Origin of the sequence: Flavobacterium sp. HJJ (genome assembly GCF_015351475.1) — a bacterium.
GTDB classification, from domain to species: domain Bacteria; phylum Bacteroidota; class Bacteroidia; order Flavobacteriales; family Flavobacteriaceae; genus Flavobacterium; species Flavobacterium marginilacus.
Genome location: NZ_JADKPR010000001.1, coordinates 371,737 through 397,477, shown reverse-complemented (window position 1 = coordinate 397,477; position 25,741 = coordinate 371,737). Strand labels below are relative to the sequence as shown.

The 25,741-nt window shown below is 33.7% G+C and carries 22 protein-coding genes; 14 read left to right on the top strand and 8 right to left on the bottom strand.

Going from position 1 to position 25,741, the window contains the following annotated elements:
- Positions 1–21: 21 nt before the first annotated feature.
- The 3 genes from IRZ80_RS01705 to IRZ80_RS01695 all read left to right on the top strand — a co-directional run bounded on the left by IRZ80_RS01705 (position 22) and on the right by IRZ80_RS01695 (position 1,429).
- A complete protein-coding gene (locus IRZ80_RS01705; protein WP_194639620.1) occupies positions 22–378 on the top strand; it encodes a hypothetical protein in 357 nt (118 codons plus the stop codon).
- Positions 379–397: 19 nt separating this feature from the next.
- Positions 398–721 carry a hypothetical protein gene (locus tag IRZ80_RS01700; RefSeq protein ID WP_194639618.1) on the top strand — a complete coding sequence of 108 codons (324 nt, stop codon included), beginning with the start codon at positions 398–400 and terminating at the stop codon, positions 719–721.
- A 105-nt stretch (positions 722–826) separates the two neighbouring features.
- A complete protein-coding gene (locus IRZ80_RS01695) occupies positions 827–1,429 on the top strand; it encodes a GNAT family N-acetyltransferase (protein ID WP_194639616.1) in 603 nt (200 codons plus the stop codon).
- A 390-nt stretch (positions 1,430–1,819) separates the two neighbouring features.
- On the opposite strand, the gene IRZ80_RS01690 is transcribed toward IRZ80_RS01695, so the two are convergent.
- The gene (locus IRZ80_RS01690; protein ID WP_194639614.1) at positions 1,820–3,739 is read right to left on the bottom strand and encodes an ATP-binding protein; all 1,920 of its coding nucleotides are present in this window, start codon (positions 3,737–3,739) and stop codon (positions 1,820–1,822) included.
- A gap of 229 nt (positions 3,740–3,968) precedes the next feature.
- Here IRZ80_RS01690 and IRZ80_RS01685 point away from each other — a divergent pair, with 229 nt between their 5' ends.
- Positions 3,969–4,406: a hypothetical protein gene (locus tag IRZ80_RS01685; RefSeq protein WP_194639612.1), complete on the top strand. Its 438-nt coding sequence runs from the start codon at positions 3,969–3,971 to the stop codon at positions 4,404–4,406.
- 76 nt (positions 4,407–4,482) lie between these two features.
- Here the strand turns inward: IRZ80_RS01685 and IRZ80_RS01680 are convergent, their stop codons facing one another.
- The 6 genes from IRZ80_RS01680 to IRZ80_RS01655 all read right to left on the bottom strand — a co-directional run bounded on the left by IRZ80_RS01680 (position 4,483) and on the right by IRZ80_RS01655 (position 10,312).
- On the bottom strand, positions 4,483–5,700 hold the full coding sequence (locus tag IRZ80_RS01680) for a peptidylprolyl isomerase (RefSeq protein ID WP_194639609.1): 1,218 nt from the start codon (positions 5,698–5,700) through the stop codon (positions 4,483–4,485).
- Positions 5,701–5,751: 51 nt separating this feature from the next.
- A complete protein-coding gene (locus IRZ80_RS01675) occupies positions 5,752–6,876 on the bottom strand; it encodes a peptidylprolyl isomerase (RefSeq protein ID WP_194639607.1) in 1,125 nt (374 codons plus the stop codon).
- An 11-nt stretch (positions 6,877–6,887) separates the two neighbouring features.
- The gene (gene gldI, locus IRZ80_RS01670; protein WP_194639605.1) at positions 6,888–7,526 is read right to left on the bottom strand and encodes a gliding motility-associated peptidyl-prolyl isomerase GldI; all 639 of its coding nucleotides are present in this window, start codon (positions 7,524–7,526) and stop codon (positions 6,888–6,890) included.
- A 4-nt stretch (positions 7,527–7,530) separates the two neighbouring features.
- Positions 7,531–8,535 (bottom strand): DHH family phosphoesterase, encoded by a 1,005-nt coding sequence (locus IRZ80_RS01665; protein ID WP_194639603.1) that lies wholly within the window; start codon positions 8,533–8,535, stop codon positions 7,531–7,533.
- A gap of 67 nt (positions 8,536–8,602) precedes the next feature.
- Complete coding sequence (locus IRZ80_RS01660) at positions 8,603–9,859, bottom strand: chloride channel protein (protein ID WP_194639601.1); 1,257 nt, start codon at positions 9,857–9,859, stop codon at positions 8,603–8,605.
- A 66-nt stretch (positions 9,860–9,925) separates the two neighbouring features.
- Positions 9,926–10,312, bottom strand: coding sequence for a RidA family protein (locus IRZ80_RS01655; protein ID WP_115809958.1), 387 nt, complete (start codon positions 10,310–10,312; stop codon positions 9,926–9,928).
- A 609-nt stretch (positions 10,313–10,921) separates the two neighbouring features.
- Between IRZ80_RS01655 and IRZ80_RS01650 the strand changes: the two genes are divergently transcribed.
- The 10 genes from IRZ80_RS01650 (at position 10,922) to IRZ80_RS01605 (ending at position 23,619) form a co-directional block, all read left to right on the top strand.
- A complete protein-coding gene (locus IRZ80_RS01650; RefSeq protein WP_194639599.1) occupies positions 10,922–11,647 on the top strand; it encodes a hypothetical protein in 726 nt (241 codons plus the stop codon).
- A gap of 343 nt (positions 11,648–11,990) precedes the next feature.
- Positions 11,991–13,520: a glutamine-hydrolyzing GMP synthase gene (guaA, locus tag IRZ80_RS01645; RefSeq protein ID WP_194639596.1), complete on the top strand. Its 1,530-nt coding sequence runs from the start codon at positions 11,991–11,993 to the stop codon at positions 13,518–13,520.
- Between the two features lie 62 nt (positions 13,521–13,582).
- On the top strand, positions 13,583–15,463 hold the full coding sequence (locus IRZ80_RS01640; RefSeq protein WP_194639594.1) for a LysM peptidoglycan-binding domain-containing protein: 1,881 nt from the start codon (positions 13,583–13,585) through the stop codon (positions 15,461–15,463).
- A 90-nt stretch (positions 15,464–15,553) separates the two neighbouring features.
- Positions 15,554–17,500, top strand: coding sequence for a LysM peptidoglycan-binding domain-containing protein (locus tag IRZ80_RS01635; RefSeq protein WP_194639592.1), 1,947 nt, complete (start codon positions 15,554–15,556; stop codon positions 17,498–17,500).
- Between the two features lie 55 nt (positions 17,501–17,555).
- Positions 17,556–17,957: an OsmC family protein gene (locus IRZ80_RS01630; RefSeq protein WP_194639590.1), complete on the top strand. Its 402-nt coding sequence runs from the start codon at positions 17,556–17,558 to the stop codon at positions 17,955–17,957.
- A gap of 66 nt (positions 17,958–18,023) precedes the next feature.
- On the top strand, positions 18,024–18,254 hold the full coding sequence (locus tag IRZ80_RS01625) for a DUF3820 family protein (RefSeq protein WP_194639588.1): 231 nt from the start codon (positions 18,024–18,026) through the stop codon (positions 18,252–18,254).
- Positions 18,255–18,502: 248 nt separating this feature from the next.
- Positions 18,503–20,116 carry a CTP synthase gene (locus IRZ80_RS01620; protein ID WP_194639587.1) on the top strand — a complete coding sequence of 538 codons (1,614 nt, stop codon included), beginning with the start codon at positions 18,503–18,505 and terminating at the stop codon, positions 20,114–20,116.
- A 120-nt stretch (positions 20,117–20,236) separates the two neighbouring features.
- Positions 20,237–22,132: a membrane protein insertase YidC gene (gene yidC, locus IRZ80_RS01615; RefSeq protein ID WP_194639585.1), complete on the top strand. Its 1,896-nt coding sequence runs from the start codon at positions 20,237–20,239 to the stop codon at positions 22,130–22,132.
- Positions 22,133–22,309: 177 nt separating this feature from the next.
- Complete coding sequence (locus tag IRZ80_RS01610; RefSeq protein ID WP_194639583.1) at positions 22,310–23,029, top strand: toxin-antitoxin system YwqK family antitoxin; 720 nt, start codon at positions 22,310–22,312, stop codon at positions 23,027–23,029.
- A gap of 32 nt (positions 23,030–23,061) precedes the next feature.
- Positions 23,062–23,619 carry a DUF4956 domain-containing protein gene (locus IRZ80_RS01605; protein WP_194639581.1) on the top strand — a complete coding sequence of 186 codons (558 nt, stop codon included), beginning with the start codon at positions 23,062–23,064 and terminating at the stop codon, positions 23,617–23,619.
- A 46-nt stretch (positions 23,620–23,665) separates the two neighbouring features.
- Here the strand turns inward: IRZ80_RS01605 and IRZ80_RS01600 are convergent, their stop codons facing one another.
- A complete protein-coding gene (locus IRZ80_RS01600) occupies positions 23,666–25,543 on the bottom strand; it encodes a PEP/pyruvate-binding domain-containing protein (RefSeq protein WP_194639579.1) in 1,878 nt (625 codons plus the stop codon).
- Positions 25,544–25,741 lie beyond the last annotated feature (198 nt).

The window sequence follows — 25,741 nt, the reverse complement described above, 5'->3', positions numbered from 1 at the left end:
ACGATTAAACTTTTTCTCAATATGTACGAACTACTTTTTTGGCAATATCAGGACGGAATCTATCTCAACCATCATTTGGTTTATGAAGCTTTGGCAGAACAGCAGGAAGTAGAAGGTCTTGAAATACTTCCGGTTCAGGTAATTCTGAATCGTATTAATTCGGTGTTTTCGAGCTGGGAAAAAGTAGATGAAAACAGCTGGAAAAATACCAAAGGCAAAGGTGCTTTTCAAGTTAAAACCACTCCGCAGAGCATACAGATTGATTGTTATGGAACCGAAGGCAAAACAATGAATCTACTGGCAGATACTTTGGAAGAATTCAAATGTCCGCTGTATGATCCGCAGGTTCCAGTACGTTATGATGAAATGAATGAATAGTTTTTTCTAAAAGAAGAAAATGTTAATATTATTATCAATATTGCTATTGTTTGTTCCTACAGTTTTTCAGTACAAAATTGGAAATAAATCATTACGTGAATCTATTGATATGAGTTTTTTGAGTATTTGTGTAATTAGCTTAATTATACAGTTTGTAATAACAATTGTAAGTTTTCTATTGTCTATATATTCAATAACCAGTGCCGGAAATAAGTGTGCAACAGGAGCAGTAGCTATTCCGTTTTTTAGTTTTTTTATCACAATATTTATGTTGATTGTAATGCTGTTGCAGTATTCAAGAAGAAAAAGATATAATAAAGAGCAGATTGAACAGAACGAATAGAATGTTTTTGTTTTGGAATTAATTCCAATTAAATTTAAATAAAAAACTGTCTAAATCGGTTTTATTCGTTTCATCTGTGTTGTGTCATTCAATATAATTTTAGGTATGTCAATAATTTCTATTTTCCCTCAAAATACAATTCTAGAAGACGATTTCGTTTTACTTAGGCCTTTAGAATTAACAGATGTTGATAATTTTTTGGATATTTCCCTCAATGAACCCGAAACATGGAAGTATTCGTTAGTTCCTGCTAACGGAAAAGAAAACCTGATAAACTATATTCAAATAGCAATAAAAGCTAGGGAAAATAAAACCGAATTTCCTTTTGCAGTTTTTGATAAGAAATCAGGTAAATATGCTGGGAGTACCCGTTTTTATGATATTAATTTTCCTTTCAAAACCGTACAATTGGGTTATACCTGGTATGGAAAAGATTTTAGAGGAACAAGCCTTAACAAGCACTGCAAATTTCTTTTGCTGCAGTTTGCTTTTGAAACTCTTGGTATGGAACGTGTAGAATTTCGTGCCGACAACAATAATCAGCGAAGTATTGAAGCGATGAAAAGCATTGGGTGTAAAGTAGAAGGCGTACTGCGCAGTAATATGCCAACATATGAAAACGAAGTACGGCGTGACAGTATTATATTGAGTATTTTGAAAGATGAATGGTTTGGTGAGGTTAAAGAGAATCTGATTAAAAAGCTTTAGAATTTAATTTTATTGGTATCAAATAGAGTTTAAAACTATACACTTTCAGTGCATCTCGCTTTAGCTTTTAAAAAAGTTTTTGCCACACATTCACAGATAAAAAATGATTTCAAAATCTGTAATCTGTGGCAAAATTTTACCATTTTTTGCAATCCAACCTTGCAGATTTCAGTCTGCCTAACTAAACCACTATGGACATTCAGTCTATAGTGGTTTAGATGATTTTGATTATAAATGATGGAAGAAAGGCACCATGTTTTCCTTTAGTCCTGATCGAAGCGGAAATCCTTTTATCTCGATTTTTTTCGAGATAAAAGATTGCAGTGCAGAGCACGAACCATGTTGCCAAAAATGCCAAATGTTTCTGCTCCTAAAATTTTGAGTTGAGGTTTATGAATACTGCTTTTTCGGGAAACTGAAATGAAATGCACTTCCTTTTCCTTCCTCGCTTTCGACCCAGATCCGGCCTTTGTGTTTTTCGATAAACTCTTTGCATAAAATCAGCCCTAAACCAGTGCTTGGTTCGTTTTCGGTTCCAATTCGATTATTTTTGGTGTCAATTTTAAATAAGTCATCGATTAAATCTTGGTTCATTCCAATTCCCGTATCTTTAACTGTTATGGTAATGTCTGCGGGGGTTTCTATGGCATGGATATCGATTGTGCCTTTTTTTGGCGTAAATTTTATTGCGTTCAAAACCGTATTCCGAATTATTGCCTGAAACATATTTTTATCTGCTAATACAGAGATAGTATTTGGAATTTGGGTTTTGATGCTTATTTCCTTTTTTTCCGCAATGTCGTGTAATGTGAGAATACTGTCTAAAATTGTAGATTCTAATGGATATTCTTTTGGTTCAAATGGGACTAAGTTTTGTTCCATGCGGGTCCATTCCAGTAAATTTTCCAAGAGATTAAAAAGATTTTTTGCAGAGCTTCTCATATTTGTGGCTGCAAATTTTATTTCTTCATTGCTCATTTCATCGATATCTTCGGCCATTAATTCGGTTAAACCCAGAAAGCCATTGAAGGGACCTCTTAAATCGTGTGCCACAATAGAGTAAAACTTATCTTTCTGTAAATTGATATTTGAAATTAAAGTGTTTTTTTCTTTCAGCAATTCGTTGTTGCTTCTTTTTGAAATATATAAGAATAAAAACAGTCCCAATAATGTAGCCACAGCGGCAGCTACTGCAATTAAAAAATATACTTTTCGGGAGTCACTGTATATTCTAAGTGTCTGGATTTCTATCTGTTTGTCTTTTAAATCAATTTCCCTTTGAAAGTCAAGATTAGCCATTTTTTTTTCGCTTTCTTCAGAAAATATGGAGTCTTTGATTTTGGCGTATTGCTCAAAAAAGTTTGATGATGTTTTAAAATTTCCCTTGTCTTTATTTCCTTCGGCCAAATAATAATAGGTGTCCTGAATGTCTTTTAAAGAGTTGTATTTTATGAATTTTTTTAAAACATCCTCAAGCAGGCTGATAGATTTGTTAAGATAAATCTTTTTATCATTAGAGTACTTATTGTCATGTGACATTAAGTAATAAGCACGGCCAAGTTCGTAATGATTATAGGTGTTATACAAATTTGAATTGTCATTGTAAGTACTTATAGACTTATTGAGCATTTCAATTCCTTTTTCATAATTTTTGATGTTGATATAGCAAATGCCTATGTTGGTAAGATTTATGCCAATTCCAGTGACCGCTTCGTTTTTTTTGTTAATTATTAATGCTTTATAAAAGTATATTAATGCTTTTTTGTATTCGTTTTTTTGCAGATATACATCTCCTATATTATTTAAAAGCAGCGAAATATTTCTTTCTTTTTTTGTCTGATAGCTTAATTTTAAAGCTTTGTTGTAAAAAATAAGACCTTGTTTGTAATTCTTAAGATCTATATAAATTAACCCTATATTGTTGTATAAAGCAGTGATTGTTTTAAGATCATTAGTCTTTTCGCTGATTTGAAGAGCATTATAGAAACTTTCTAAAGCATGAGGATAGTCCGATTTTATTTCATAAGAAATGCCTAAATTGGTGCAGGCCAAAACAATCTGTTCGTTATTGTTTGTTTTTTTTGCATAAAGCAGCCCCAGTTTTGCATATCGGATTGCATTATCAGTCCCAATATATTCTGAGTATGAGGACAGTTTTATTAATAAAACTGTCTTTTGAGAATCTTTTTTTGCCTTTTTTAATTCTGTTTTTAATGAATCAATAATTTTATTGTCATCATTACGTGCGTGAATACGGTTGCTGCAAAAAGTTAAAAAAAGTAATAAAAAAAAGATGCTCTTTTGAAACATTAATAAATGATTTTTTTTCAAAAATACATTAAATTATCTAATACGCTGTGGAAAAGAAAAATAAAAAGAATAACCTTTTATACAGCCTGCAGTCCGCACAAATTATGGTTTTATTTTTTTATGAATTTTCTGTCTTTGCCATGATTTTAAATATGTTTTTTGTTTTGGGTTAAAATACTATTGACATAAAAATAGATACCTTTGCAGAGAAAGTAATAAAAGTATAAACATGAAAATAAATCTTAAAAACGGAATTGATAAGCTCATTTTTGGAATGAAACAAAATGATGTTACTGCCATTTACGGCAAGCCTGATAAAAATTATAAGGATGAAGATGATAACGTTATTTTTGTTTACAATGATCTGAAAATCCGAATGACTTTTTATAAAGATGAGGAGATGAAACTGGGATATTTAGTAGCTTCCAGTTCAAATTTAGAATTATTTGGAAATAAAATAATTAATCGAAAAATTACTGATGTAAAAAAAGATCTGGCTCAAAAAGGAATTACCAAATTTACTCAGGAAGAGTTTGATACTTTTGAAAATTATTTTAATGAAGAGAACTGGATAATTTTTCAAACCGAATTTGAAGAGGTAGTTAAATTCGAGATTGGAGCGATCATCAATGCTAAAGATGAATTTGAGTGGAAGTTTAAAAAGTAATATTTAGATTGCTTCAAAAAAATAAAAGCCACGATAGTTATATGTTATCGTGGCTTTTTTATGTTTTAAAATTGGATTATTGCTGTTTTTCAAACATTTCCAATTCGAAAATTAAATTAGCATTTGGCGGAATTACCCCGCCGGCACCTCTTTCGCCATAAGCTAAGTTAGATGGTATAAATACAATTATTTTTTCGCCATAAGACATAGTTCCAATTCCTTCTAAAAATCCTGGGATTAAGCCGTCTTTTTTTCCAGCTTCAAAAGGAAATGATCTGTAGCCGTTTTGAGCGGCTCTGTTAGCATCAAATTTTCCATACTCTTTACTTACCTCTTCGTAGCTGCTGTCAAAAAGTGTTCCGTCTTCAAAATAACCAGCATAGTGGAAGTAAAAAGTAGAACCATCAGCAGGTTTAATACCGTTTCCTTTTTTTATTACGCTGTAAGCTAATCCAGATGGAGTAGTAGTCGCTTTGGCTTTTTCAGCAGTAAAATAGGCTAGTTTTGCTTTGATAACTGGGGCATATTTTTCTAAGTAAGCTCTTTTTGCCACTGCTTCTAGTTCAGCTTGCTTTTTTCTGTTCTCAGCATCTATTGCAGCTTGTTTTTTTTGATCTTCAGCTTTGTTGTTAAAGTAATCAGAGAATACTTTTACAGCATCAAATTTTTTGGCATCTTCACCTTTTCGGGTAATAGTAACTTTTGTAATAACATCATTTTGCACAATAGAATTCACTATAGGCATTCCTTGTGTTACCTGTCCATAAATAGTATGTTTTCCTGTTAGCCAAGGTGTGTCTTTATGAGTAATGAAAAATTGGCTTCCATTCGTTGCAGGGCCAGAATTTGCCATTGCCAATATTCCGGCTTTATCAAATTTTGAATCATTGAATTCATCTTTGAAATTATATCCAGGACCTCCAGAACCATTGCCTTCTGGATCTCCACCCTGAATCATGAAATCGTTTATTACCCTATGAAATTTTAAACCGTCAAAGAAAGGTTTACCTTTTAATTTTTCAATAGTTACAAATGGATTTTTTCCTTCGGCAAGGCTAATAAAGTTTGCTACAGTAACAGGCGTTTTTTTGTAGAACAATTGAACTGTGATATTTCCTTTGTTGGTGGCTATAGTTGCAAAAATACCATCAGTTGCAGCCGGTTTAGTAACAGCCACAGATTTTGAAGCAGTGTTTAGAGGTTTTTTTGATGCAGTTTTTTTTGGAGTATTTTGTGCGTTTAGATTGATTATCCCTAAAAAGAGTAATAATGTCAATGCGGTTTTAGATTTCATTTTTAAAAATTTTATATGGTTCATTTAATTGTTGATCTTCGCGAAAAGTAGTTAATTAGGTATTTTATCCATTAATTCTAGTTCAAAAATGATATTGGTGTTAGGCGGAATTACATCTCCAGCTCCAGCTTCACCGTAGCCAAGATGAGACGGAATAAAAATAACTGCTTTATCTCCAATCGCCATTTTTTCGATTCCTTCTATGAAACCAGGAATTAAACCGTCTTTTCTTCCAATTTGAAATGGAATTGGAATATATTGTTTTGCAGCAGCTCTTGCTGGATCAAATTTTCCAAAAGTTTTGGAAACATCTTCAAGGCTGGAATCAAACAAAGTACCGTTTTCTAAAAATCCGGCATAATGGATATAAACGATAGATCCTTTGGCTGGCTTTTTACCATTGCCTTTTTTAGTAATTACATATTGAAGACCGGTAGCGGTTTTAGATGACTTACTTTTTAAAGCTGTGAATTGAGCCGATTTTTGATCACAAACGGTTTTATATTTGATTTCGTATTCTTTTTTTGCTGCTGCTTCAGCCGCTACTTTTTGTTTTTGGATTTCAGATTCTACTTTGAAATAATCGTAAAAAGTTTTTTTGGCATCAAACTTTTTGGCATCTTCACCATTTCTGATAATTGTTACGCTTTTTATAAAGTCATCCTGCTCTATTTTGTTCACCACTTCGAGATTATAACCTACAACATGTCCAAAAATAGTATGTTTTCCGTCCAGCCAGGGTGTTTCTAAATGGGTGATGAAAAATTGACTGCTGTTTGTGCCCGGACCATTGTTTGCCATTGCCAAAATTCCTCCTTTATCAAACCTTATATCCGAAAATTCATCTTTGAATTTATAACCTGTATCTCCAGATCCCGTTCCCAGCGGATCTCCGGTCTGAATCATAAAATCTTTAATAACTCTATGGAATTTTAATCCATTAAAAAAAGGTTTTCCTTTTAGGGTGTCATTTATAATAAATTCATTTTCTCCCTCGGCTAATGTTATAAAATTTGCAACAGTTACAGGTGCTTTTTTATAATCTAATTCAAGTAAGATGTTCCCTTTGTTAGTTTCAATTTCGGCGTATAAGCCATCAGGCAGATTATTGTGCTCTTTGTTACAGGAAATTAAAGCTGTGATAAGAAGCAGTACAAATAAAATATTTTTTTTCATTCTGAATTCTTTTAATTGGTTAAGCTGTCTTTTGTGTTAGATTTTACTGGGGCATTTACTTTTGAAGCAGCAACAGTGGTCTGCATTTGTTTATTATACTCGGATTCTGGCATAAAATCATTAAGTGTCACAGTACATAATAAAGGCTGGTTAGTCCCTATTTTGTTATTGTCTCCATGATAACCGTATCCCATGTGTGAGGTGAAAAGGAAGTGTACTTTTTCTTTTTTTCGCATTAATTTGATTCCGTCTCTCAATCCCATCATGATTTCCTGTTTATCTACTTTATAGATTTGAGGTTCTAATTCTTCCTGCGAATAAATAATCTTTCCGTCTAAGTCTTTTATTTCATAGTCAAAAAGCGCAATATCACCTTTTTTCGGATTAAGACTGTCGTTAAGGTTTCTGGTTTCATAATAATACCAGTATCCTTTTTTGGAAGCTATATATTGTTTAGTCGGATCTTTTTTAATTACAGCTTCAATCTGATCCTCTTCATTTGCTATCATTTTTTTATTTCGGGCAATAGACTGCTTCATGAAACTTCCTGATGAATGCGAAATAGGTCTTCTTGCTTCCTGAGGCTGTTTGCAGCTCGATACCAAAATGGCAGAGAAAAAAACAATCAGTAATACTTTAAAATAATTCATGGGGCTATATTTTTAAATTTTGTATTAATTTTTCAAATCTGCTTATGGTTTCTTCCATTGAAACTTCTGATTTCCCTCCAGCAGCATTACTGTGTCCGCCTCCATGAAAATGATCTCTGGCAAATTGGTTCACATCAAAATCACCTTGAGAACGGAAAGATATTTTGATAATTCCTTCCTCTTTATTTTCTATAAAAATGGCTGTAAATACAATGCCTTTTATGCTTAAACCATAATTTACAATACCTTCAGTATCTCCTTTTATGTAATCAAAACTGTTTAATTCCTCTTGAGTCAGCGTAGTGTATGATGTTTTATGTTCCATCATGACTTTCATATTCTGAAGAGCACGTCCCAGCAGCTGCAGGCGGTTATAAGAGCTGTTGTCAAATAATAAAGCAGGAATGAGTGTGTTTTCTACCCCTAGGTCAATTAATTCGGCTACGATTCGATGCGTTGTTCCTGTTGTTTTTGGAAAGCGGAATGAACCAGAGTCTGTTAATATTCCTGTGTAAATGCAGGTTGCAATTGTTTTATCTAAGTCTTGTTTTTTATCCAGAAAAGAAATGAAATTATAAATCATTTCGCAGGTAGATCCAAAAGCTACATCCGAATAAGTATATGCTGCATAATTATCAGGTTTTTGATGATGATCAATCATGATAAAGGGAGCAGCCAGTTTTTCTAAAACCAGTTCCATTTCACCAGTTCTGTGGAGTGCATTAAAATCTAAAGTAAAAATTACTTCAGCTTCTTCAAGTATTTTAGTGCAGTTCTCTTTGTCTTTCTCGTATATTTTTACCGTTTCAGAACCTGGCATCCAGGTCAGAAAATCGGGAAAATCATTTGGGGAAATAACTGTTGGAAAGTGATTGTTTTTTAGCAGAAAATGGTATAATGCCAATGTAGAGCCCATAGCGTCTCCATCGGGACCTCTATGAGGAATTATAGCAATCTTTTTAGGAGCTGATAATAAAAGCTGTATCGCTTGTATGTCTTGTTTATTCATAGTCTGCGAAATTACATTTTTTAACCAAAAGTTGAAAACATTTAAGAAATTATAAAGAAATATTAGGTTACAGGTATTTTAGTCCCTTTTTTCTAATGTTTTGATACAAAATAGATTTAGGTCCTTTCACGATTTGGGATTTGTAAATTCCGACAGATCCCGAAAAAAAGTAAGCAGTAATGCAGGCAATTCCAATGTAAACACCGCAGTTAATTCCAAAAAGCTCCATTCCCATGACAGTACATGCAATAGGAGTGTGCGTTGCCCCCGAGAATACAGCTACAAATCCCATTCCGGCTAATAAAGCAATTGGCAAAGGAATCATAACTGATAATGCGCTTCCCAATGCAGCACCTACAAAAAAAAGCGGAGTAACTTCTCCTCCTTTAAATCCAGCTCCAAGAGTAAATCCAGTGAAAAGTATTTTTAGAAGAAAATCATAAGGGGCATTCTGAATTGAAAACGCGTCCACAATCATGGGAACTCCCAGTCCAATATACTTTGTGGTTCCAATAAAATAAATTACAATAGCTAAAACAGTACCGCCGATAAAAGGCCTTAATGGCGGATATTTTATGTTTTTGGAAAATAATTTCCCCCAAAAATGTGTGCTTCTGGAAAAAAGCAAGGCTGCGAATCCAAATAAAATACTGGCAGTAACTACCCAAAATAAAGCTGTAAAATTAATATCAGGGATCACAGGAATACTGTAATGAGTATGTTTTATTTCCCAAAATTCAACAGTAAAATAAGCAATATAGGCGGTCAGAAAAGAAAGAATAATGCTTTTGAAATTAATCTTACTGAAAAAAACAATTTCTAAGGCAAATACCGCTCCCGCTAACGGTGTCCCAAAAACAGATGCAAAACCCGCACTGATTCCCAGAATGATTAAAGTTCTCCTTTCAGTATGATTCAGTTTGAAAATTGAGGTACACAAATCGGCAATTGCTCCTCCCATCTGTACTGCAGTGCCTTCTCTTCCCGCTGATCCTCCAAATAAATGAGTGATCAAAGTTCCTAAAAGAACTAATGGCGCCATCAAAAAGGGTATCTGTTTTTCAGGCTTATTGTATTCTTCCAGAAGGAGATTGTTTCCTTTTGAAATTTTAGAATCTGATATGTAGTAGAGATACCCGATAAGTAAGCCTCCAAGAGGCAAGAGCCAAATAATCCAAGTATTTTCGATTCTGATTTGAGTAACAAATTCTAATGAGACTAAAAATAAAGCTGATGCTGTTCCAGAAAAAATGCCTATCAAACCACAAATGAAAATCCATTTGAGCATGATAAGCATTATTTGTTTTATTTTTTGAAAATTCATTAACTGCAATACTTTTTTGAAATAAATTTTTATGCTAAAGTATTACAAATTATAATGTTTTTCGAATTATTCTGATACAACAGCAGTAAATTCAATTTCTACCAAATATTCAGGAGCAACCAATTGATTGATACCGTAAAATCCTGTAGTTGGTTTGATGTCTTTGAAGAAAGCAGCATGCGCAGTTGCAACGGCTTCAAAAGTAGAAACATCGGTTGTGAAAATTCGTGTACGGATCACATCTTTCATTCCTACATTAAGGTCTTCCAATACTTTTTCCACTCTTTCAAGGATGTTCAGAGTTTGTGCATGAGCGTCATCTGCTTTTACTTTTTCACCATCTACGATTGCAACTGTTCCGGATACTTCAATTATGTTTCCGATACGAACTGCTCGGCAATATCCCATTTTGTCTTCCCAAGGCGATCCAGTTAAGATGTTTTCTCTTTTCATTGTTAAGTTTTTTAAATTTGTTAATTGCTGTTTAATTCGGCTTTCAAATTAGCATTGAAATTCGATTAAAGTGCGAATTTATAAAAATTAGAATTAATATAGGAGCCACTTTTTGGAGAGCGGTCTTATTGTGATTGAATTAGACTTTTTATCACAAAATCGTTGAGATATTTTAATTTCTTCGGATTATATGATTTAAAAACCTAAGCTGATATAGTGTTCATTTATGCTTAATGAATCTTAATGTCTTATGTTTAAAAAAAAACTAAAACTGTGTAATTTAGCACGGCATTCGCTTTTAAAAGTTTCTGACACGAATTACACTAATTTGCACGAATTAAGATTGCTGTTTAATTACACAAAATATTCGAAACTGTAAAAGTTGTAAAATTTGATTTCAATTTTGATAAGAATTAGTGTTAATTGGTGAAATTCGTGTTTATCTTTTTTTAAATGCGAATGCCGTGGTAATTTGGATTTGTAATTCAGTTATTTAGAATTTCTTAACAAGCTTGTGAAAATAAATTATGTTAGTTTTGTGATTCTATAAATATTGTTTTTTTATTTTTGAAATATGTTTTAAGGCAAAAAACCTACTTTTTTAATACGATGAAGAAACTTTTTTTATTTATTTTTCTAATTGGTTTTATAACTTGTTTACAGGCTCAGATTGAGTTTAATAATAAGTTTAAAGGGATTCCTCCTGCAAATAAGAAACCAAAAATTGAGAAAAAAGATATACCGCCTGTTGACCCAAACGTTCCTGTGATCATTCCTCCAAATATTTATAAGAATCCAAATGCAATTCAGCCGGCTACAAATCCTGTTGATGATTATAAGGTTGAGACCAAGACCGAAATGTCAATGATTCAAAAAGAAAGTGAGTTTATTAATCCGGGTGATGATGTGAGAGATAGATTAAGTAAGAGTGTTGGTAATTCTTTGGTTAGAAATGGACTAAAAGAAGATGATTCTTATCTCCGAAAAGTGGACTTGGATTTTGGAGTTATTTACACGAAGTCACCGTATTTAATTATTAAATTTAGAGATTATGGTGCTATTGATGGAGACTTTATAAAAGCTGCATTAACTCATGATTATAAAGAAGTAGTTTTAGTAAACAGATTGTTTCTTGATATTAATTTTAAAGATGTTAAATTTTTTCTTAATGAGGGTTTCAGTTTTTTAGTTTTAGAAGCACTTAATAGAGGACAATTAGGAGGGAATACAGGTGAATTTGAGATTCATGACAATACTGGAAAAATGTTAGTTCATGATGCTTGGGGTAATTTGGATACAGGGGTAAAAGCGAAGTTTAAAATTGTTAAAGAGTAATTTCGGCTAGTGAATGGAATTTAGGAACCGGTTTTAAAGCGACTATTATTATTGTAAAAGAATAGATTGAGGACTTTTAGTTAAAAAGGATCAGCTGTTACTTTAAAACTCAAATTAGCTTTTACATCTATATCCTGACCAAAAAAGTCTCTAGTTGTAATGTTGTTTCTTATTTTATAGCTGGAACCTTTGATGTATTTGTCTAGTTTTTGATTTTAACTGCTTTTTTTGAATTTATTTGATTCTTTGTTCCAAAACAAAGGAAATTTTTTCCAGAAAAATAAATTGAAAAATTTTTCAAAATACAATTTTTCAATTTCGAATATATAAAGTATTTTTGCGCATGCAACACAACGTACTTATTTTAGATTTCGGATCGCAATACACTCAGCTTATTGCGCGTAGAGTTCGCGAATTAAATATATTCTGCGAAATTTTTCCTTACAATCATTTTCCGAGTGATTTATCAAGTTATAAAGCCGTAATTCTTGGAGGAAGCCCTTTTTCTGTTAGAGGAGAAGATGCACCGCATCCAGATTTATCACAAATTAGAGGTAAACTTCCTATGCTTGCCGTTTGTTACGGAGCGCAATATCTAGCCCATTTCAGCGGCGGTGAAGTTGCAGCATCCAACACAAGAGAATACGGAAGAGCGAATTTATCCTATATTAAAGAAAATGAAACTTTCTTTGACGGCGTTTCTGAAAACAGCCAGGTTTGGATGAGCCACAGTGACAGTATTAAAGCCCTGCCGGCAAATGGAGTAAAATTGGCAAGCACGCATGATGTGGAATATGCTGCTTACAAAATAGAAGGAGAAACTACTTATGCGATTCAATATCATCCTGAAGTTTTTCACTCTACAGATGGTTCAAAAATGTTAGAGAATTTCTTGGTGAAAATTGCTGAGGTTCCTCAAAATTTCACTCCAAATGCTTTCGTTGAAGAAATCGTAGCGGAGATGAAAGAGAAAATCGGAAACGACAAAGTTGTTTTAGGTCTTTCTGGAGGAGTAGATTCAACAGTAGCAGCTGTTTTATTGAATAAAGCAATTGGCAAAAACCTGTATTGTATATTCGTAAATAACGGACTGCTTCGTAAAAATGAGTTCCAAAGCGTTTTGAATCAATACGAAGGAATGGGATTGAACGTGAAAGGAGTAGATGCTTCGCAGCGTTTTTATGATGCTTTGGCAGGAGTTACTGATCCTGAATTAAAAAGAAAAGCAATTGGTAACGCATTTATTGAAGTATTCGATGATGAGTCACACAAAATTGAAGATGTAACTTGGTTAGCTCAAGGAACAATATATCCTGATGTTATCGAATCTGTTTCGGTAAAAGGTCCATCGGCAACAATCAAATCGCATCATAATGTGGGCGGTCTGCCGGATTATATGAAACTGAAAATTGTTGAACCTTTGCGTATGCTTTTCAAAGATGAGGTGCGCAGAGTGGGAGCAACTCTTGGAATTGATCCAGAATTATTAGGAAGACATCCTTTCCCAGGGCCAGGATTGTCTATTCGTATTTTAGGAGATATCACATTAGAAAAAGTACAGATTTTACAAGATGTAGATAAAGTGTTTATCGACGGATTAAAATCTTGGGGACTGTATGATAAAGTATGGCAGGCAGGAGCGATTTTGCTTCCTGTAAACAGTGTTGGAGTAATGGGCGATGAACGTACTTACGAAAAAGTGGTAGCACTTCGCGCAGTAGAATCTACTGACGGAATGACTGCAGACTGGGTACATTTACCTTATGAATTCTTAATGAAAGTTTCTAATGATATTATAAATAAAGTAAAAGGTGTGAATCGTGTCGTTTATGATATTAGTTCAAAACCGCCTGCAACAATTGAGTGGGAATAGTAATTTTTTTAACATTAAGTCGTTACATTTGTAACGACTTAATTGTTTAAACCTACTTATTTATGAAAGAATTTTCAAGATTTTTATTGTTTGTTGCTTTTGTATCAAATGTCTCTTTCGGACAGCAGTCAGCAGCCAGACATACAGTTTTAAAAGGCGAAACAATCCCCCAGATCGCTCAAAACTACAAAACTACGCCTTCTGAAATTTACAGATTAAACCCAGAAGCCCAGAACGGAATTTCAGAAAATCAAATACTGAATGTTCCGGAATTACTCACTCAAACCCCAAGTTCTATTACGCATACTGTTGCCCCAAAAGAAACATTGTTTGGATTGGCAGCTAAGTATAATGTAAAAGTGGAAGCTATTCAAAATGCAAACACCGCTGCATTAGCTAATGGATTACAGGTTGGGCAAGAATTGGTTATACCGCATGATTCCAAAATAGAGACTGCATCATCCAAAAATACTCATTTAGTACAGCCAAAAGAATCATTGTTCAGCATTGCCAGACTTTATAATGTATCGGTTGAAGATTTAGATAAGGTAAATACCGTTCTTTTAAAAAACGGATTACAGATCGGGCAGGAAATTACTATTCCAAATAAAAAGAAAACGCTTGACGGCAGAGTAAGGGTTATCAATGCTGAAACTGTTTTTTATGTGGTGAAAGCAAAAGAAACTAAATATTCGATTGCTAAACAATTTGGGATAACCGTACAGCAATTGGAATCTCAAAATCCAGAAATTGTTAATGGTTTGACAGAAGGAAATAGACTGGCAATCAATATTAAGGAAGTTAAACCTGCTAATGAAAATGAAGAATTGATGCTCGCTTTGGCAGAAAAGCAAGTGGTGGTAGAGAAATCTAAAGCAAATGAAAAAGAAATCAGCAGTCTAAAAAACAAACTGGAACTACAGCAGGAAATCAATCAAAGAGTAGTTAAGGTTAACGGTCTTTTGGTAGACTTGAAAGAAATTGATAATACAAAGGAAAGTTCTGCTGAAAAATTAAAATTGGTTTTAGAGGCAAATAAAAATATACAGGAAATTCTTTTAGTGAAACTGGATTCTTTGGTTAATACGATGAGTAAAGATTTGTCGGTGTTAAAAAAGACAGAATTGGTAGATCTTGATGAGTCAGTTCGTCTGCAAAAAATTTCAAATGAAAATATTCAGAAGACGAATGAATTATCACAGCAGTTAAAAAAACAGCTGGCTGATAATAGAAAGGTATATACGAACCTGATGGATAAAGCGGAGCGTATTGCTGTAGAAGAAAATCAGACTTATAAAAAAAGCATCAGAGAGAACAGTAAATCTCAGCCTGCTGAAGCAAAAGTTTCCAAATTGACTCCTGCCGAATTAAAAACAATGGAAATGCAGCAACGGGTGCGTGATTTGAATAATATTAAACTGATTACAAAATTGGACTCGCTTAATAATGAAAGTAAAGCCGAATTGAGACTGCACATTAGTAAAGCCGATTTTTACAGTAAACAAGCCAGAACGTTTGATGATAATTTGGCCAAATTAAAAAATCAAAGCTACCAGAATAAAGCATCAGAAGCGCAGGCAAAAACTAAAACTGCTGTTGCAAAACCGCTTACATTAGAGCAGATGAAAAAAGAATTGGCTAAACAGCCGGCAAAAGTTAAATCAATAAAAATTGAGAAAGTAGAAGGTGTTAAGGATTTGAAAGCTGGTTATTATGTCATTTTAGGAAATTTTAAGGATGCCAGGGAAAGAGATGCTTTTATCAAGAAGCTGTCTGATTCCGGTTCTTTGGAAAGTAATTTCTTTTATAACATAAATGTAATTTCATATTATGTGTATTCAAAAGTAAAAGCAACTAAAGAAGAGGCGCAGTATGAGTGTATTCAAAAACTAGGGAAACCGCTTTTTGAAAAAATGTTTATTGCAAATGTAGTTTCTGAGTAATTCAATAAAAGAATAAATTAACAGTCTTTAGAGAAAATATCTGTTATAAAGACAGTATTTTTACTAAAATATAAATGACCCGATCTAACTATGAATTATTTTTTTGTAACAATTTGCACGATATTTTTTTCACTGACTTCAATCGCTGCTCAGGAAAAAATTGATAAGTACATCGTCGGTAAAGGGGAAACAGTAAATCAGATTGCTCAAAAATTTAATGTTACTCCTTATGATATTTATAAGCTAAATCCTGATGCACAAAAAGGAGTGAAACCTAATAGTGTTCTGCTGATCCCAAAAGGTAAAGGGAAAACTGCTGAACAGCCTGCAAAATCAGCGGTTAAGCAGCAGCCGAAAACTCATGAGGTACTTCCAAAGGAAACATTATTTGGCATTGAAAAAAAATACGATGTAACTGATGCCGATTTAAAGAAAGTAAATCCCGATCTTGAAAAATTAGGTTTGCAGGTGGGTCAGGTTTTAAATATTCCATCCAAGAACAGTCCAAAAACAAATATTGTGGCTAAAAGCACAGTAATTTATCATACGGTACTGCCAAAAGAAACCAAATTTTCGATAGCAAAGAAATATGATATTACTATTGAAGAATTGGAACGAAAAAATCCTGAGATTATACCTAATCTAACGATCGGATATGAGTTATTAATAAAAGGAACCAGACCGAAAGCAGCACCAAAAACCGTTGTTTCAGAAACCAAAGAGGTGCCGGTAAAATCATTGCCCGCTCCTAAGTCTGAACCTGTAAGTTATATTGATTATACTGTAAAAGCCAAAGAAACTTTTTATAGTTTGTCTAAGCAGTATGGACTGACACAGCAGCAGTTAGTGGATTTGAATCCTGGTTTATCGGCTGGTGTTCAGGAAGGAATGGTTTTAAAGGTACCATCAAAATCAAATCAGATTGCATCCAGTTCAGCTAAACAAAAAGTTGTTTTGACTAAGAAAAACAGTAATGACAAGAAAATTTTAGTATTGTTATTGCCTTTCAATATTGCCAAGAATGGAGGAGATACTATCAGTTCTAATGTTAATCGTCTGAACAATGATAAATTCCTGAATATGACTTTAGATTTTTATGCAGGTGCTTTAGTTGCGATTGATTCGGCAAAACAGGCTGGAGTTACTATGGATATTAAGATTTTTGATTCGAATGAAGCAAAAACAACTTCAAATGTTGGAACTATTTTTAGTGCTGATGATTTGGCAAATGCCGATGCCGTTGTTGGTCCTTTTTATCAGACAAATGTAGAAAAAATGGCAAACCTTCTTGGTCAGAGTAATGTGCCGGTTATTTCACCGCTTTCAAAAGATGCAGGAAATCCAACACCAAATTTATATCAGTCAATTGTTCCGGCTTCGGTTTTAAAAACGGCTATGTTTGATTTTTTAAATACAAAACAAGGTAATATAATTGCGGTTATTGATAAGAAAAGAGAAACAATTAGGAAATACATTTCTGAGAGTCAAAAACAAGTGAAAATTGCGCCTTTGATTCCGACAGGTGGTTTGAATGTTGAAGGTTTCAAAAGTCAGCTGGTTAAGGATAAAATGAATTATATCATTCTAGAAACCGCCAATACAGGAATGATTAAATATACCATAAATGCAATGGTCAGCGTAATGGCTGCTTATCAGGTGCAATTGGTTATTTTGGAGCCAAATGAAACTTTAGATACTGATGAAATTAGTTTTGAAAATTTGACAAAACTGCATTTGATGTACCCTTCAGCAACTCGCGAGAACAATTCTCCAGAAGCTCAAATATTCATGCAGAGTTATAGAAAAAAGAATAAAGTCAATCCAAGTACCTTTGCAATCCGTGGTTTTGATATAACTTTCGATACGATGATGCGTTTGTCTCAGGGCAAAACGTATCAGGAAACTGCCGAAACGATGATAACAGAACAAGTGGAAAATAAATTCGAATATCATAAAAAAGAAGAAGGCGGCTATGTCAATAAAGGAATTTACATTCTGTATTACGACACCGATTTGACAGTAAAAGAAGCAAAGTAGAAACGTAGTTTTAAGTATTCTGACAACAAAAAACCATCAACCAACAACTAAAAAAATGACTTCAAAAGTAACTTATTTAGGAGATTTAAGAACTTCATCCATACACATACAATCAGGCAGCGAAATCCTTTCAGATGCTCCAGTAGATAATAACGGAAAAGGAGAAGCTTTCTCTCCAACTGATTCGGTTGCCAATGCTTTGGCTACCTGCATGATGACAATTATGGGAATCAAAGCACGGGATCTGAATATTGATTTTAATGGTTCTACAGCGGCAGTTACCAAAATCATGAACGCCGAACCAAGACGAATCGGTGCTATCGAAATTGTTTTTGAAATGCAGGGTGTTTCCGAGCAAAAAGACAAGACAATTCTGGAAAGAGCTGCAATGACCTGCCCTGTTTTCCTGAGCCTGAATACTGAAATTAAAAAAGATATTAGTTTCATCTGGAAATAAAAATTAAATTGTTAGTAATTTCAATGAAAAGAAGCTCTTTGTTTGGGCTTCTTTTTACTTTTAAAAATGGACGAAAACCAAAAACAGCTTATAAAACTTGCTCACACCAAAATGCCTTTCGGGAAATACGAAGGCTGGTTTCTTATTGATATTCCTGAATATTACATTGTCTGGTACAGCAATAAAGGTTTTCCAAAAGGAGAACTGGGCGAACAATTGAAATTAGTTCATGAGTTAAAACTCAACGGACTCGAAGAACTGATTCGGAATATAAAAAAGAAATATCCGAAACCTTAAAATAATTAGATAATAGGAGAATTAGAAAATTACATAATCTTTAGATAGATAATTATAAAATATTGGTTAGAAATGAATTTAATTCATTGTTTTTTAATTATCATTTATCTATTTCTTAAATTATCAGATTGACTCATGGATTAATTTTTGATTTGGCACATTTTCTAATTTTCTAATTAGCAAATTGTCTAATTAAATTTGTACTTTTGCCACGTTTTTTACACAACTACAATACAAACAGCAACAGAATGAATCAAACGAAATATATTTTTGTTACAGGAGGTGTGACTTCTTCTTTAGGAAAAGGAATTATAGCGGCTTCCTTGGCGAAATTGTTACAGGCAAGAGGTTATAGGACAACAATTCAAAAATTTGATCCTTATATCAATGTTGATCCAGGAACTTTAAATCCTTATGAACATGGAGAATGCTATGTGACTGATGATGGTGCAGAAACGGACTTGGACTTAGGCCATTACGAACGTTTTTTAACTGTTCCGACTTCTCAGGCTAACAATGTAACCACAGGCAGAATTTATCTTTCGGTTATCGAAAAAGAGCGCAGAGGTGAATTTTTGGGTAAAACGGTTCAGGTTGTTCCTCATATCACCAATGAAATTAAGGAAAGAATGCAATTGCTGGGTAAATCTGGTGATTATGATATTGTTATTACCGAAATTGGCGGTACAGTAGGTGATATTGAATCATTGCCTTATATCGAATCTGTGCGTCAGCTGATTTGGGATTTAGGTGAAAATAATGCTATCGTTATTCATTTGACTTTAGTGCCTTATTTGGCTGCTGCCGGAGAATTAAAAACAAAACCGACACAGCATTCTGTGAAAACTCTGATGGAAAGCGGAATTAAAGCCGATATTTTGGTCTGCAGAACAGAAAATGAAATTTCAGACGAAATCCGTAATAAATTAGCTCTTTTCTGTAATGTAAAAAGAGAAGCGGTTATTCAGTCTATCGATGCTTCTACTATATATGAAGTGCCAAATTTAATGCTGGAAGAAGGATTGGATGTTGTTGCTTTGAAAAAATTAGATTTACCAAAAAAAGCAGCTCCGGATTTAAAAAACTGGAACACCTTTCTAAAGAGACTGAAATTCCCAAAACATACAGTAAACATTGGTCTGATTGGGAAATATGTAGAAATGCAGGATTGTTATAAATCTATTTTGGAAGCGTTTATTCATGCAGGCGCTGCTAACGAAACCAAAGTAAACGTTGTTTCTATTCATTCTGAGTTTATTGATTCAGAGAATATTACTGAAAAATTAGGAAATTTAGATGCAATTCTTGTAGCTCCTGGTTTTGGAGAGAGAGGGATTGAAGGTAAAATCGAAGCTATTCGATTTGCGCGTGAAAATAAAGTGCCGTTTTTTGGAATCTGTCTGGGGATGCAAATGGCAATTATTGAGTATTCCAGAAATATATTAGGACTGGCAGATGCCAATTCTACTGAGATGAACGACAAAACTTCTAATCCTGTAGTAAATTTGATGGAAGATCAAAAAAATGTTACAGACAAAGGAGGAACAATGCGTCTTGGAGCATGGAAATGTGACATTACTCCAGATTCATTAGCATATAAAATTTACGGTAAGACTTCAATATCAGAGCGTCACCGCCACCGTTATGAATACAACAGCCAGTATGTTGATCAATTGCAGAAAGCAGGTTTGATTTCTTCGGGTGTAAATCCTGATACAGGTTTAGTAGAGATTGTTGAATTAGAAGATCATCCTTTCTTCATTGGTGTACAATACCATCCGGAATATAAGAGTACGGTAGCAAATCCGCACCCGCTTTTTGTGAGTTTTGTGGCAGCGGCGGTTAAAGGGAAAAAGAAGTAATAAATTAGTTTTTTAGAAAAGATTATCGTCAGAATGTAACATTGAATGAGTATTGATGACTAACAGAATCAGTCTCTAGATTTGGTTTAAATTAGGAAGACGAAAAACAACAATAAAAAAATGGAAGAAAAAAAATTAGACCTTAACTCGATTATAGGTATGTTATTAATCGTTGGTATATTCTTTTGGATGATGTACCAAAACAAACCTTCAGAGGCACAGCTTGCTGCAGAAAAGGCTAAAAAAGAATTGGTCGCAAAAGAAGCTCAGGCAAAGGCTGTGGCTGCTAAACAAGCTGTGGCTCCAGCAGCAGTTATTACGCCTGGAGATTCTACCCAATTGGCACAATTGCAAAAAACATTAGGCGGGTTTGCTTATTCTGCAACGTTGCCTTCTGCAAAAAATGATGTTACAACAATCGAAAATGATTATGTATTATTGAAAATTGCAAATAAAGGAGGGTACATTGTTGAAGCTACTTTGAAGAATTTTGAAAAATTCAAGAAAAATTCTGGACAGCTGGTTTCTTTAATCAAAGACAACAATGCCGATTTGAACATTCAGCTGCAGACAAGCGACAATCGCATTTTAAATACTAAAGACCTTTATTTTGAGCCTGCATTGACTAAATCTGGTGCTGACCAAATCCTTTCTATGAAATTGAAAGCGGGTGCCAATGAATATTTAGAATACAAATATATTTTGAAACCAAACGACTATATGGTTGGTTTCGATATTCGTTCTCAAGGTTTGAATAAAGTACTTAATACGGGCAAACCATTGGATTTACAGTGGAATATGAAAACGTACAGAAGCGAGAAAAGCATCGCTTATGAAAATCGTTATACCGAAGTCCGCTATCAATACGAAGACAATAAGCATAACTATGTTAATGACGGAAAAGATAAAGAAGAAACACCAGACAAAGTGTCTTATATTGCTTTCAAACAGCATTTTTTCGCATCTATTCTGATAACAGATACTCCTTTTGAAAAAGCACAGTTAAAATCGAATAAATTAGCTTTGGATGAAACAAAAGATACTGTTTTTATAAAGGATCTAAAAGCGGCAGTACCTTTGGCTTTCCATAATGGTGAACTGGATTATAAAATGAGCTGGTATTTTGGACCAACTGATTATGCTACTTTGAAAGCTTATGATAAAAACATTGAAAAAATTGTTCCGCTTGGCTGGGGGATTTTTGGATGGATTAATAAATTTATTTTCATTCCGTTATTTGGATTTTTAACAGGAGGAATTTCTTATGGAATCGCTATTATTATTTTTACGATTCTTATAAAATTAGCGATGTCACCTATTACTTATAAGTCATTCCTGTCGCAGGCGAAGATGAAAGTGTTACGTCCGGACATTACTGAGCTGGGTGAAAAATATAAAAAAGACCCGATGAAAAAACAGCAGGAAACGATGAAACTGTATTCAAAAGCTGGTGTCAATCCTATGGCGGGCTGTATTCCGGCTTTGATTCAGATTCCGTTTATGTATGCTTCGTTTCAGTTTTTTCCGTCTGCTTTTGAGTTAAGACAAAAAGGATTCCTTTGGGCAGATGATTTATCTTCATTTGACTCTGTTTATAAACTGCCTTTCCATATTCCATTGTACGGTGATCATATCAGTTTGTTTCCAATTTTGGCAGCAATTGCGATTTTCTTCTACATGAAAATGACTTCTGGTGATCAGCAGATGGCAGCTCCTCAGCAGGAAGGTATGCCGGATATGGCCAAAATGATGAAAATGATGATTTATGTTTCGCCAATTATGATGTTGATTTTCTTCAACAGTTATGGTGCAGGATTGAGTTTGTATAACTTTATATCGAACTTAATCACTATCGGGATTATGTTTGTGATCAAGAATTACATTGTAGATTCGGATAAAATTCATGCTCAGATTCAGGAAAACAAACTGAAAGAGCCTAAAAAACCAGGTAAATTCCAGCAGCGATTACAAGAAGCTATGGAACAGGCCGAGGCTCAAAAAGCAAAAAAGAAATAATATTTTGATAAATATTGCTGAAGCTCCTAGTAAAATAGGAGCTTTTTGTTTTTTATAAAGAGAATTAATTTTAATAGTACTTGGTTTTGTACTTTTATGAAATAAATAAAAGATCATACTATTAGCCGTTTTTTGATGTTATAGTATTGATTTTTGAATAATTTAAATTAGAATTATATGTTAGCTGTTTTTAGAGTTTTTGTCCTTTTTTTATGCTGTCAGGCAGTTTTTTCGCAGACTGATGCCAATCCTGTAGATGTCAATGGTAAAAAACACGGTATTTGGAAAGGTTTTTATGCCGAATCGGGGAGACAGCGTTACGAAGGTACTTTTGACCACGGAAAAGAAGTTGGTGTTTTTAATTTTTATGATGATACAAAAGCCAAATCTATCATTGCCACAAGGACTTTCAATGCTGCAGATAACTCCTGCTACACTGTTTTTTATGACCAGAACAAGAATATTGTGAGTGAAGGAAAGGAAGTAAACAAACTGCGTGAAGGGCAATGGAAATATTATCATAAGGCCTCCAAATCGTTGATGACTTTGGAGAATTACAAGAATGGAAAACTCGACGGTGTGCGGACAGTTTATTATCCAAGCGGGAAAGCTGTGGATGAAACGATTTATAAAAACGGATTAAAAGAAGGTGTCTATAAAAAATATTCTGAGAAAGGAATTGTTTTGGAACTAAGTTTTTTTAAAAATAATGAGTACGAAGGTGAAGCTGTTTACAAAGACCCGAATAATCTTGTGATTGCCAAAGGAAAATTCAAAAATGGCAAGAAAATAGGAAAGTGGCAGTTTTTTATCAATGGCAAACTGGACAGTGAGGAAAATATGGATAAGCCAAAAAAGCCTCAGCTTAAAAGAGATAATATTAAAACTGATAAATAGGGTGAATTTAAAAAAAATAACTTTGTGATTGTATGGATGTAATCGAACTGTTATCCCGTTTTCTGTTACTCACTTTTTCGGTGCTTTTTTTATATTTTTTCTCAAACAGAAAGAATAAAGAAGCTATTAATCCATTGATAATTGTCGTTGGCTTTTGCACATTTTCGCTGTGTTACTTATTTACCAAAGTGGAAATTGGCGTGGGGATTGGTTTCGGGCTTTTTGCTATTTTTTCAATTTTGCGTTTCAGGGGACAGACATTTTCGCTCAATGCAATAATATTTCTTTTTGCAACTATTACGCTCTCGATTTTGGATATCATGTATCCGCTTGAAAAATATGGCGTCTTGATTTTTTTCCAGATCAGTATTATTTTTTTCTATACGCTAGGCTCCCTGATGCTGGTTCACGTTTCTCCTGATAATAGAAAAAGCTGTAAATTGATTTTCACTTACGATGAATTTTTTAGCATTGACGCTTCAAATCAAAAGACAAAAATAGAAGAGATTGTTCCGTTTCCCGTTTTCGATTTCGAAATTTTAACTATTAACAGGGCGTCAAATCAAGTTGAAATTCTGATTTTTTATTAGGGTTTAATAATCAAAAATTGTCGTCAATGATTCGTCTTTTGTAATATCAGTCATTAAACACGCGGACCTGTTTGATGTAGAGATTTCTTTTTTCGCCTACTATTTTAAATTCAATGTCAACTGATTTTCGGGTAAATTTATTCCAATAGCGATTCATTTTGCTTTCAATCTTTTTACAGGTTTTGAACAAATTATTGATTTCAGCAATGCTTAACAATGGCTTGCTGTCGTTAAGGGAAGAATTCGAAATATAATCTACATCGACATTATCGCTTTTTTCTCCAAATATATTCAAATCATAAGCTGTAAACTGTTCGCAGATTTCTCCTTTATTAGGTTTTACAACCGAGTTTTCGCCTTTTTGAACATTCACTGTTATACCTTCAAAATCTTTTCGAAATAAATTGGTGGTGATTACAACGCCGTTTACCAGTTCATCCGGAAAAGATCGGTGTACCAAAACTCCCATTGCAATGTTATTTTGGTCAATTCCGAAAATTTCTCTTTCCCAATACGAACTCTCATTCCAAACGCTTGCCCATACTTGCTTGATGGCTTTTTCAAAAGATTTTATCGAATCGCCTACAATTCCAGTTTTTGATTCATAAAGTCCTGCTCCGTTAAATCCATCAATATCCTCTGCATTTGTCGAAGAGCGGAATCTGAAATTTTTAAACTTTTTTTGTGTACCCAGCTTTTCGTTTAATGCTGTAATTAAATCGGCATCAATAGGTTTCTTTTTGATGGCTTTCCTGATTTTTTCCAGCTGTATATTTATCCACTGAACATCTTTGTTGGGATTGTTTATAAGTTCATTGATTAACGTAAAAATGGTTTTACTGTGAATGTGTCTGTTGTAGTAATAAAATGGAATCGCATATGCATTTTCGGGAACTTTGAATGTAGAATCTTTTGCAATGGCGATTAAATACGATAGATTTTGGGCTTTGGAACCTATGGATTCAACTCCTTTTTTGTTTATTTTGGATAAGTCGACAAGTCCAGTCACGGTGGTGTCCATTACGAGTTTACGCTTTTTAGTGCTGCCGGCAGATTTTATTTTCTTGTCGGTTTCTTTGATGTAAAAGGTATCAATGGCTATCTGCAGTTCTACTTTTTTGTTCAGAAGTGATTTTATTCTGCTGTCAGTCAAAGCCATTGTGTAGCCCATGATTGGAATTTTTCTGTTTTTGCCCAAAATTACTAAATGGCTCAAAGGTGTCTGCAGTTCATTAACGATGATTCCTTTTACGTTTGGCAGAACTTCTGGTGTTCCGTCCAGAACCACGATTTCATTTTCCTTTGGTTTGATGGGATTCAAGTCTTTGATTTTATATTCTTTTAAAATCCCGATGCAGTTTCCCGACGAAACTTCCTGATATTTTAATTCGCTGAAAATAAATTTTGAATCCACGCAGGGAATTTTGAATCTGCCTTGCCGGTAGAGCTCTGTTTTTTCTGGGTCATTTAAATAGAACTGCAATGATTTGCCCATAAAAGCTGTTTCCTGAACAAGCTTGAAAAATTTTTCAATTACAGGAACAGGCATTTTGTCGGAAACAGCCAATTCAAAAATCCATTTATCTGTCCCTTTGATGTGATTTAAATTCCCTAGCAGATAATCACGCCCTGTTTCTTTGCTGCTGTAATTTTCTGTATTGAAAACAGTCAGTTCTTGGCTGTATCCCAAATATTCCGTTACAAATTGATAATGGTGTGAGATGATGCCGCTATTGAAATAATAGAGTTTTTTCCATTTTAAATCATACACAATTTTCACCGATTCGATGTTTGAGAATTTATCCGACAGCGGTTTTCCTTTCAGCGATTTATAAACTTCGTATGTAGGTATGTCTGCTACAAAGTTTTGACCTTTGCCGGTTATAGTGAAAAATAATAAAAATAACAGAATCGATTTTTTCATTTTCAATTTTTTGTTCAGTATTAAAGGTAAGTAAAAAAGCAGGTAATCTATAAAAGCCACTAAGATTCCACGGCATTCGCGTTTAAAAAAAGATAAACACGAATTTCACCAATTAACACTAATTCTTATCAAAATTGAAAGCAAATTTTACAAATTTGTGCAGTTTCGAATATTTTGTGTAATTATATAGCAATCTTA

What these genes read in the sequence shown, in the direction of transcription:
- IRZ80_RS01705 (WP_194639620.1), top strand. Translation starts at nt 22, where the DNA reads ATGTACGAACTACTTTTTTGGCAATATCAGGACGGAATCTATCTCAAC.
- IRZ80_RS01700 (WP_194639618.1), top strand. Translation starts at nt 398, where the DNA reads ATGTTAATATTATTATCAATATTGCTATTGTTTGTTCCTACAGTTTTT.
- IRZ80_RS01695 (WP_194639616.1), top strand. Translation starts at nt 827, where the DNA reads ATGTCAATAATTTCTATTTTCCCTCAAAATACAATTCTAGAAGACGAT.
- IRZ80_RS01690 (WP_194639614.1), bottom strand. Translation starts at nt 3,739, where the DNA reads ATGTTTCAAAAGAGCATCTTTTTTTTATTACTTTTTTTAACTTTTTGC.
- IRZ80_RS01685 (WP_194639612.1), top strand. Translation starts at nt 3,969, where the DNA reads ATGAAAATAAATCTTAAAAACGGAATTGATAAGCTCATTTTTGGAATG.
- IRZ80_RS01680 (WP_194639609.1), bottom strand. Translation starts at nt 5,700, where the DNA reads ATGAAATCTAAAACCGCATTGACATTATTACTCTTTTTAGGGATAATC.
- IRZ80_RS01675 (WP_194639607.1), bottom strand. Translation starts at nt 6,876, where the DNA reads ATGAAAAAAAATATTTTATTTGTACTGCTTCTTATCACAGCTTTAATT.
- gldI (WP_194639605.1), bottom strand. Translation starts at nt 7,526, where the DNA reads ATGAATTATTTTAAAGTATTACTGATTGTTTTTTTCTCTGCCATTTTG.
- IRZ80_RS01665 (WP_194639603.1), bottom strand. Translation starts at nt 8,535, where the DNA reads ATGAATAAACAAGACATACAAGCGATACAGCTTTTATTATCAGCTCCT.
- IRZ80_RS01660 (WP_194639601.1), bottom strand. Translation starts at nt 9,859, where the DNA reads ATGAATTTTCAAAAAATAAAACAAATAATGCTTATCATGCTCAAATGG.
- IRZ80_RS01655 (WP_115809958.1), bottom strand. Translation starts at nt 10,312, where the DNA reads ATGAAAAGAGAAAACATCTTAACTGGATCGCCTTGGGAAGACAAAATG.
- IRZ80_RS01650 (WP_194639599.1), top strand. Translation starts at nt 10,922, where the DNA reads ATGAAGAAACTTTTTTTATTTATTTTTCTAATTGGTTTTATAACTTGT.
- guaA (WP_194639596.1), top strand. Translation starts at nt 11,991, where the DNA reads ATGCAACACAACGTACTTATTTTAGATTTCGGATCGCAATACACTCAG.
- IRZ80_RS01640 (WP_194639594.1), top strand. Translation starts at nt 13,583, where the DNA reads ATGAAAGAATTTTCAAGATTTTTATTGTTTGTTGCTTTTGTATCAAAT.
- IRZ80_RS01635 (WP_194639592.1), top strand. Translation starts at nt 15,554, where the DNA reads ATGAATTATTTTTTTGTAACAATTTGCACGATATTTTTTTCACTGACT.
- IRZ80_RS01630 (WP_194639590.1), top strand. Translation starts at nt 17,556, where the DNA reads ATGACTTCAAAAGTAACTTATTTAGGAGATTTAAGAACTTCATCCATA.
- IRZ80_RS01625 (WP_194639588.1), top strand. Translation starts at nt 18,024, where the DNA reads ATGGACGAAAACCAAAAACAGCTTATAAAACTTGCTCACACCAAAATG.
- IRZ80_RS01620 (WP_194639587.1), top strand. Translation starts at nt 18,503, where the DNA reads ATGAATCAAACGAAATATATTTTTGTTACAGGAGGTGTGACTTCTTCT.
- yidC (WP_194639585.1), top strand. Translation starts at nt 20,237, where the DNA reads ATGGAAGAAAAAAAATTAGACCTTAACTCGATTATAGGTATGTTATTA.
- IRZ80_RS01610 (WP_194639583.1), top strand. Translation starts at nt 22,310, where the DNA reads ATGTTAGCTGTTTTTAGAGTTTTTGTCCTTTTTTTATGCTGTCAGGCA.
- IRZ80_RS01605 (WP_194639581.1), top strand. Translation starts at nt 23,062, where the DNA reads ATGGATGTAATCGAACTGTTATCCCGTTTTCTGTTACTCACTTTTTCG.
- IRZ80_RS01600 (WP_194639579.1), bottom strand. Translation starts at nt 25,543, where the DNA reads ATGAAAAAATCGATTCTGTTATTTTTATTATTTTTCACTATAACCGGC.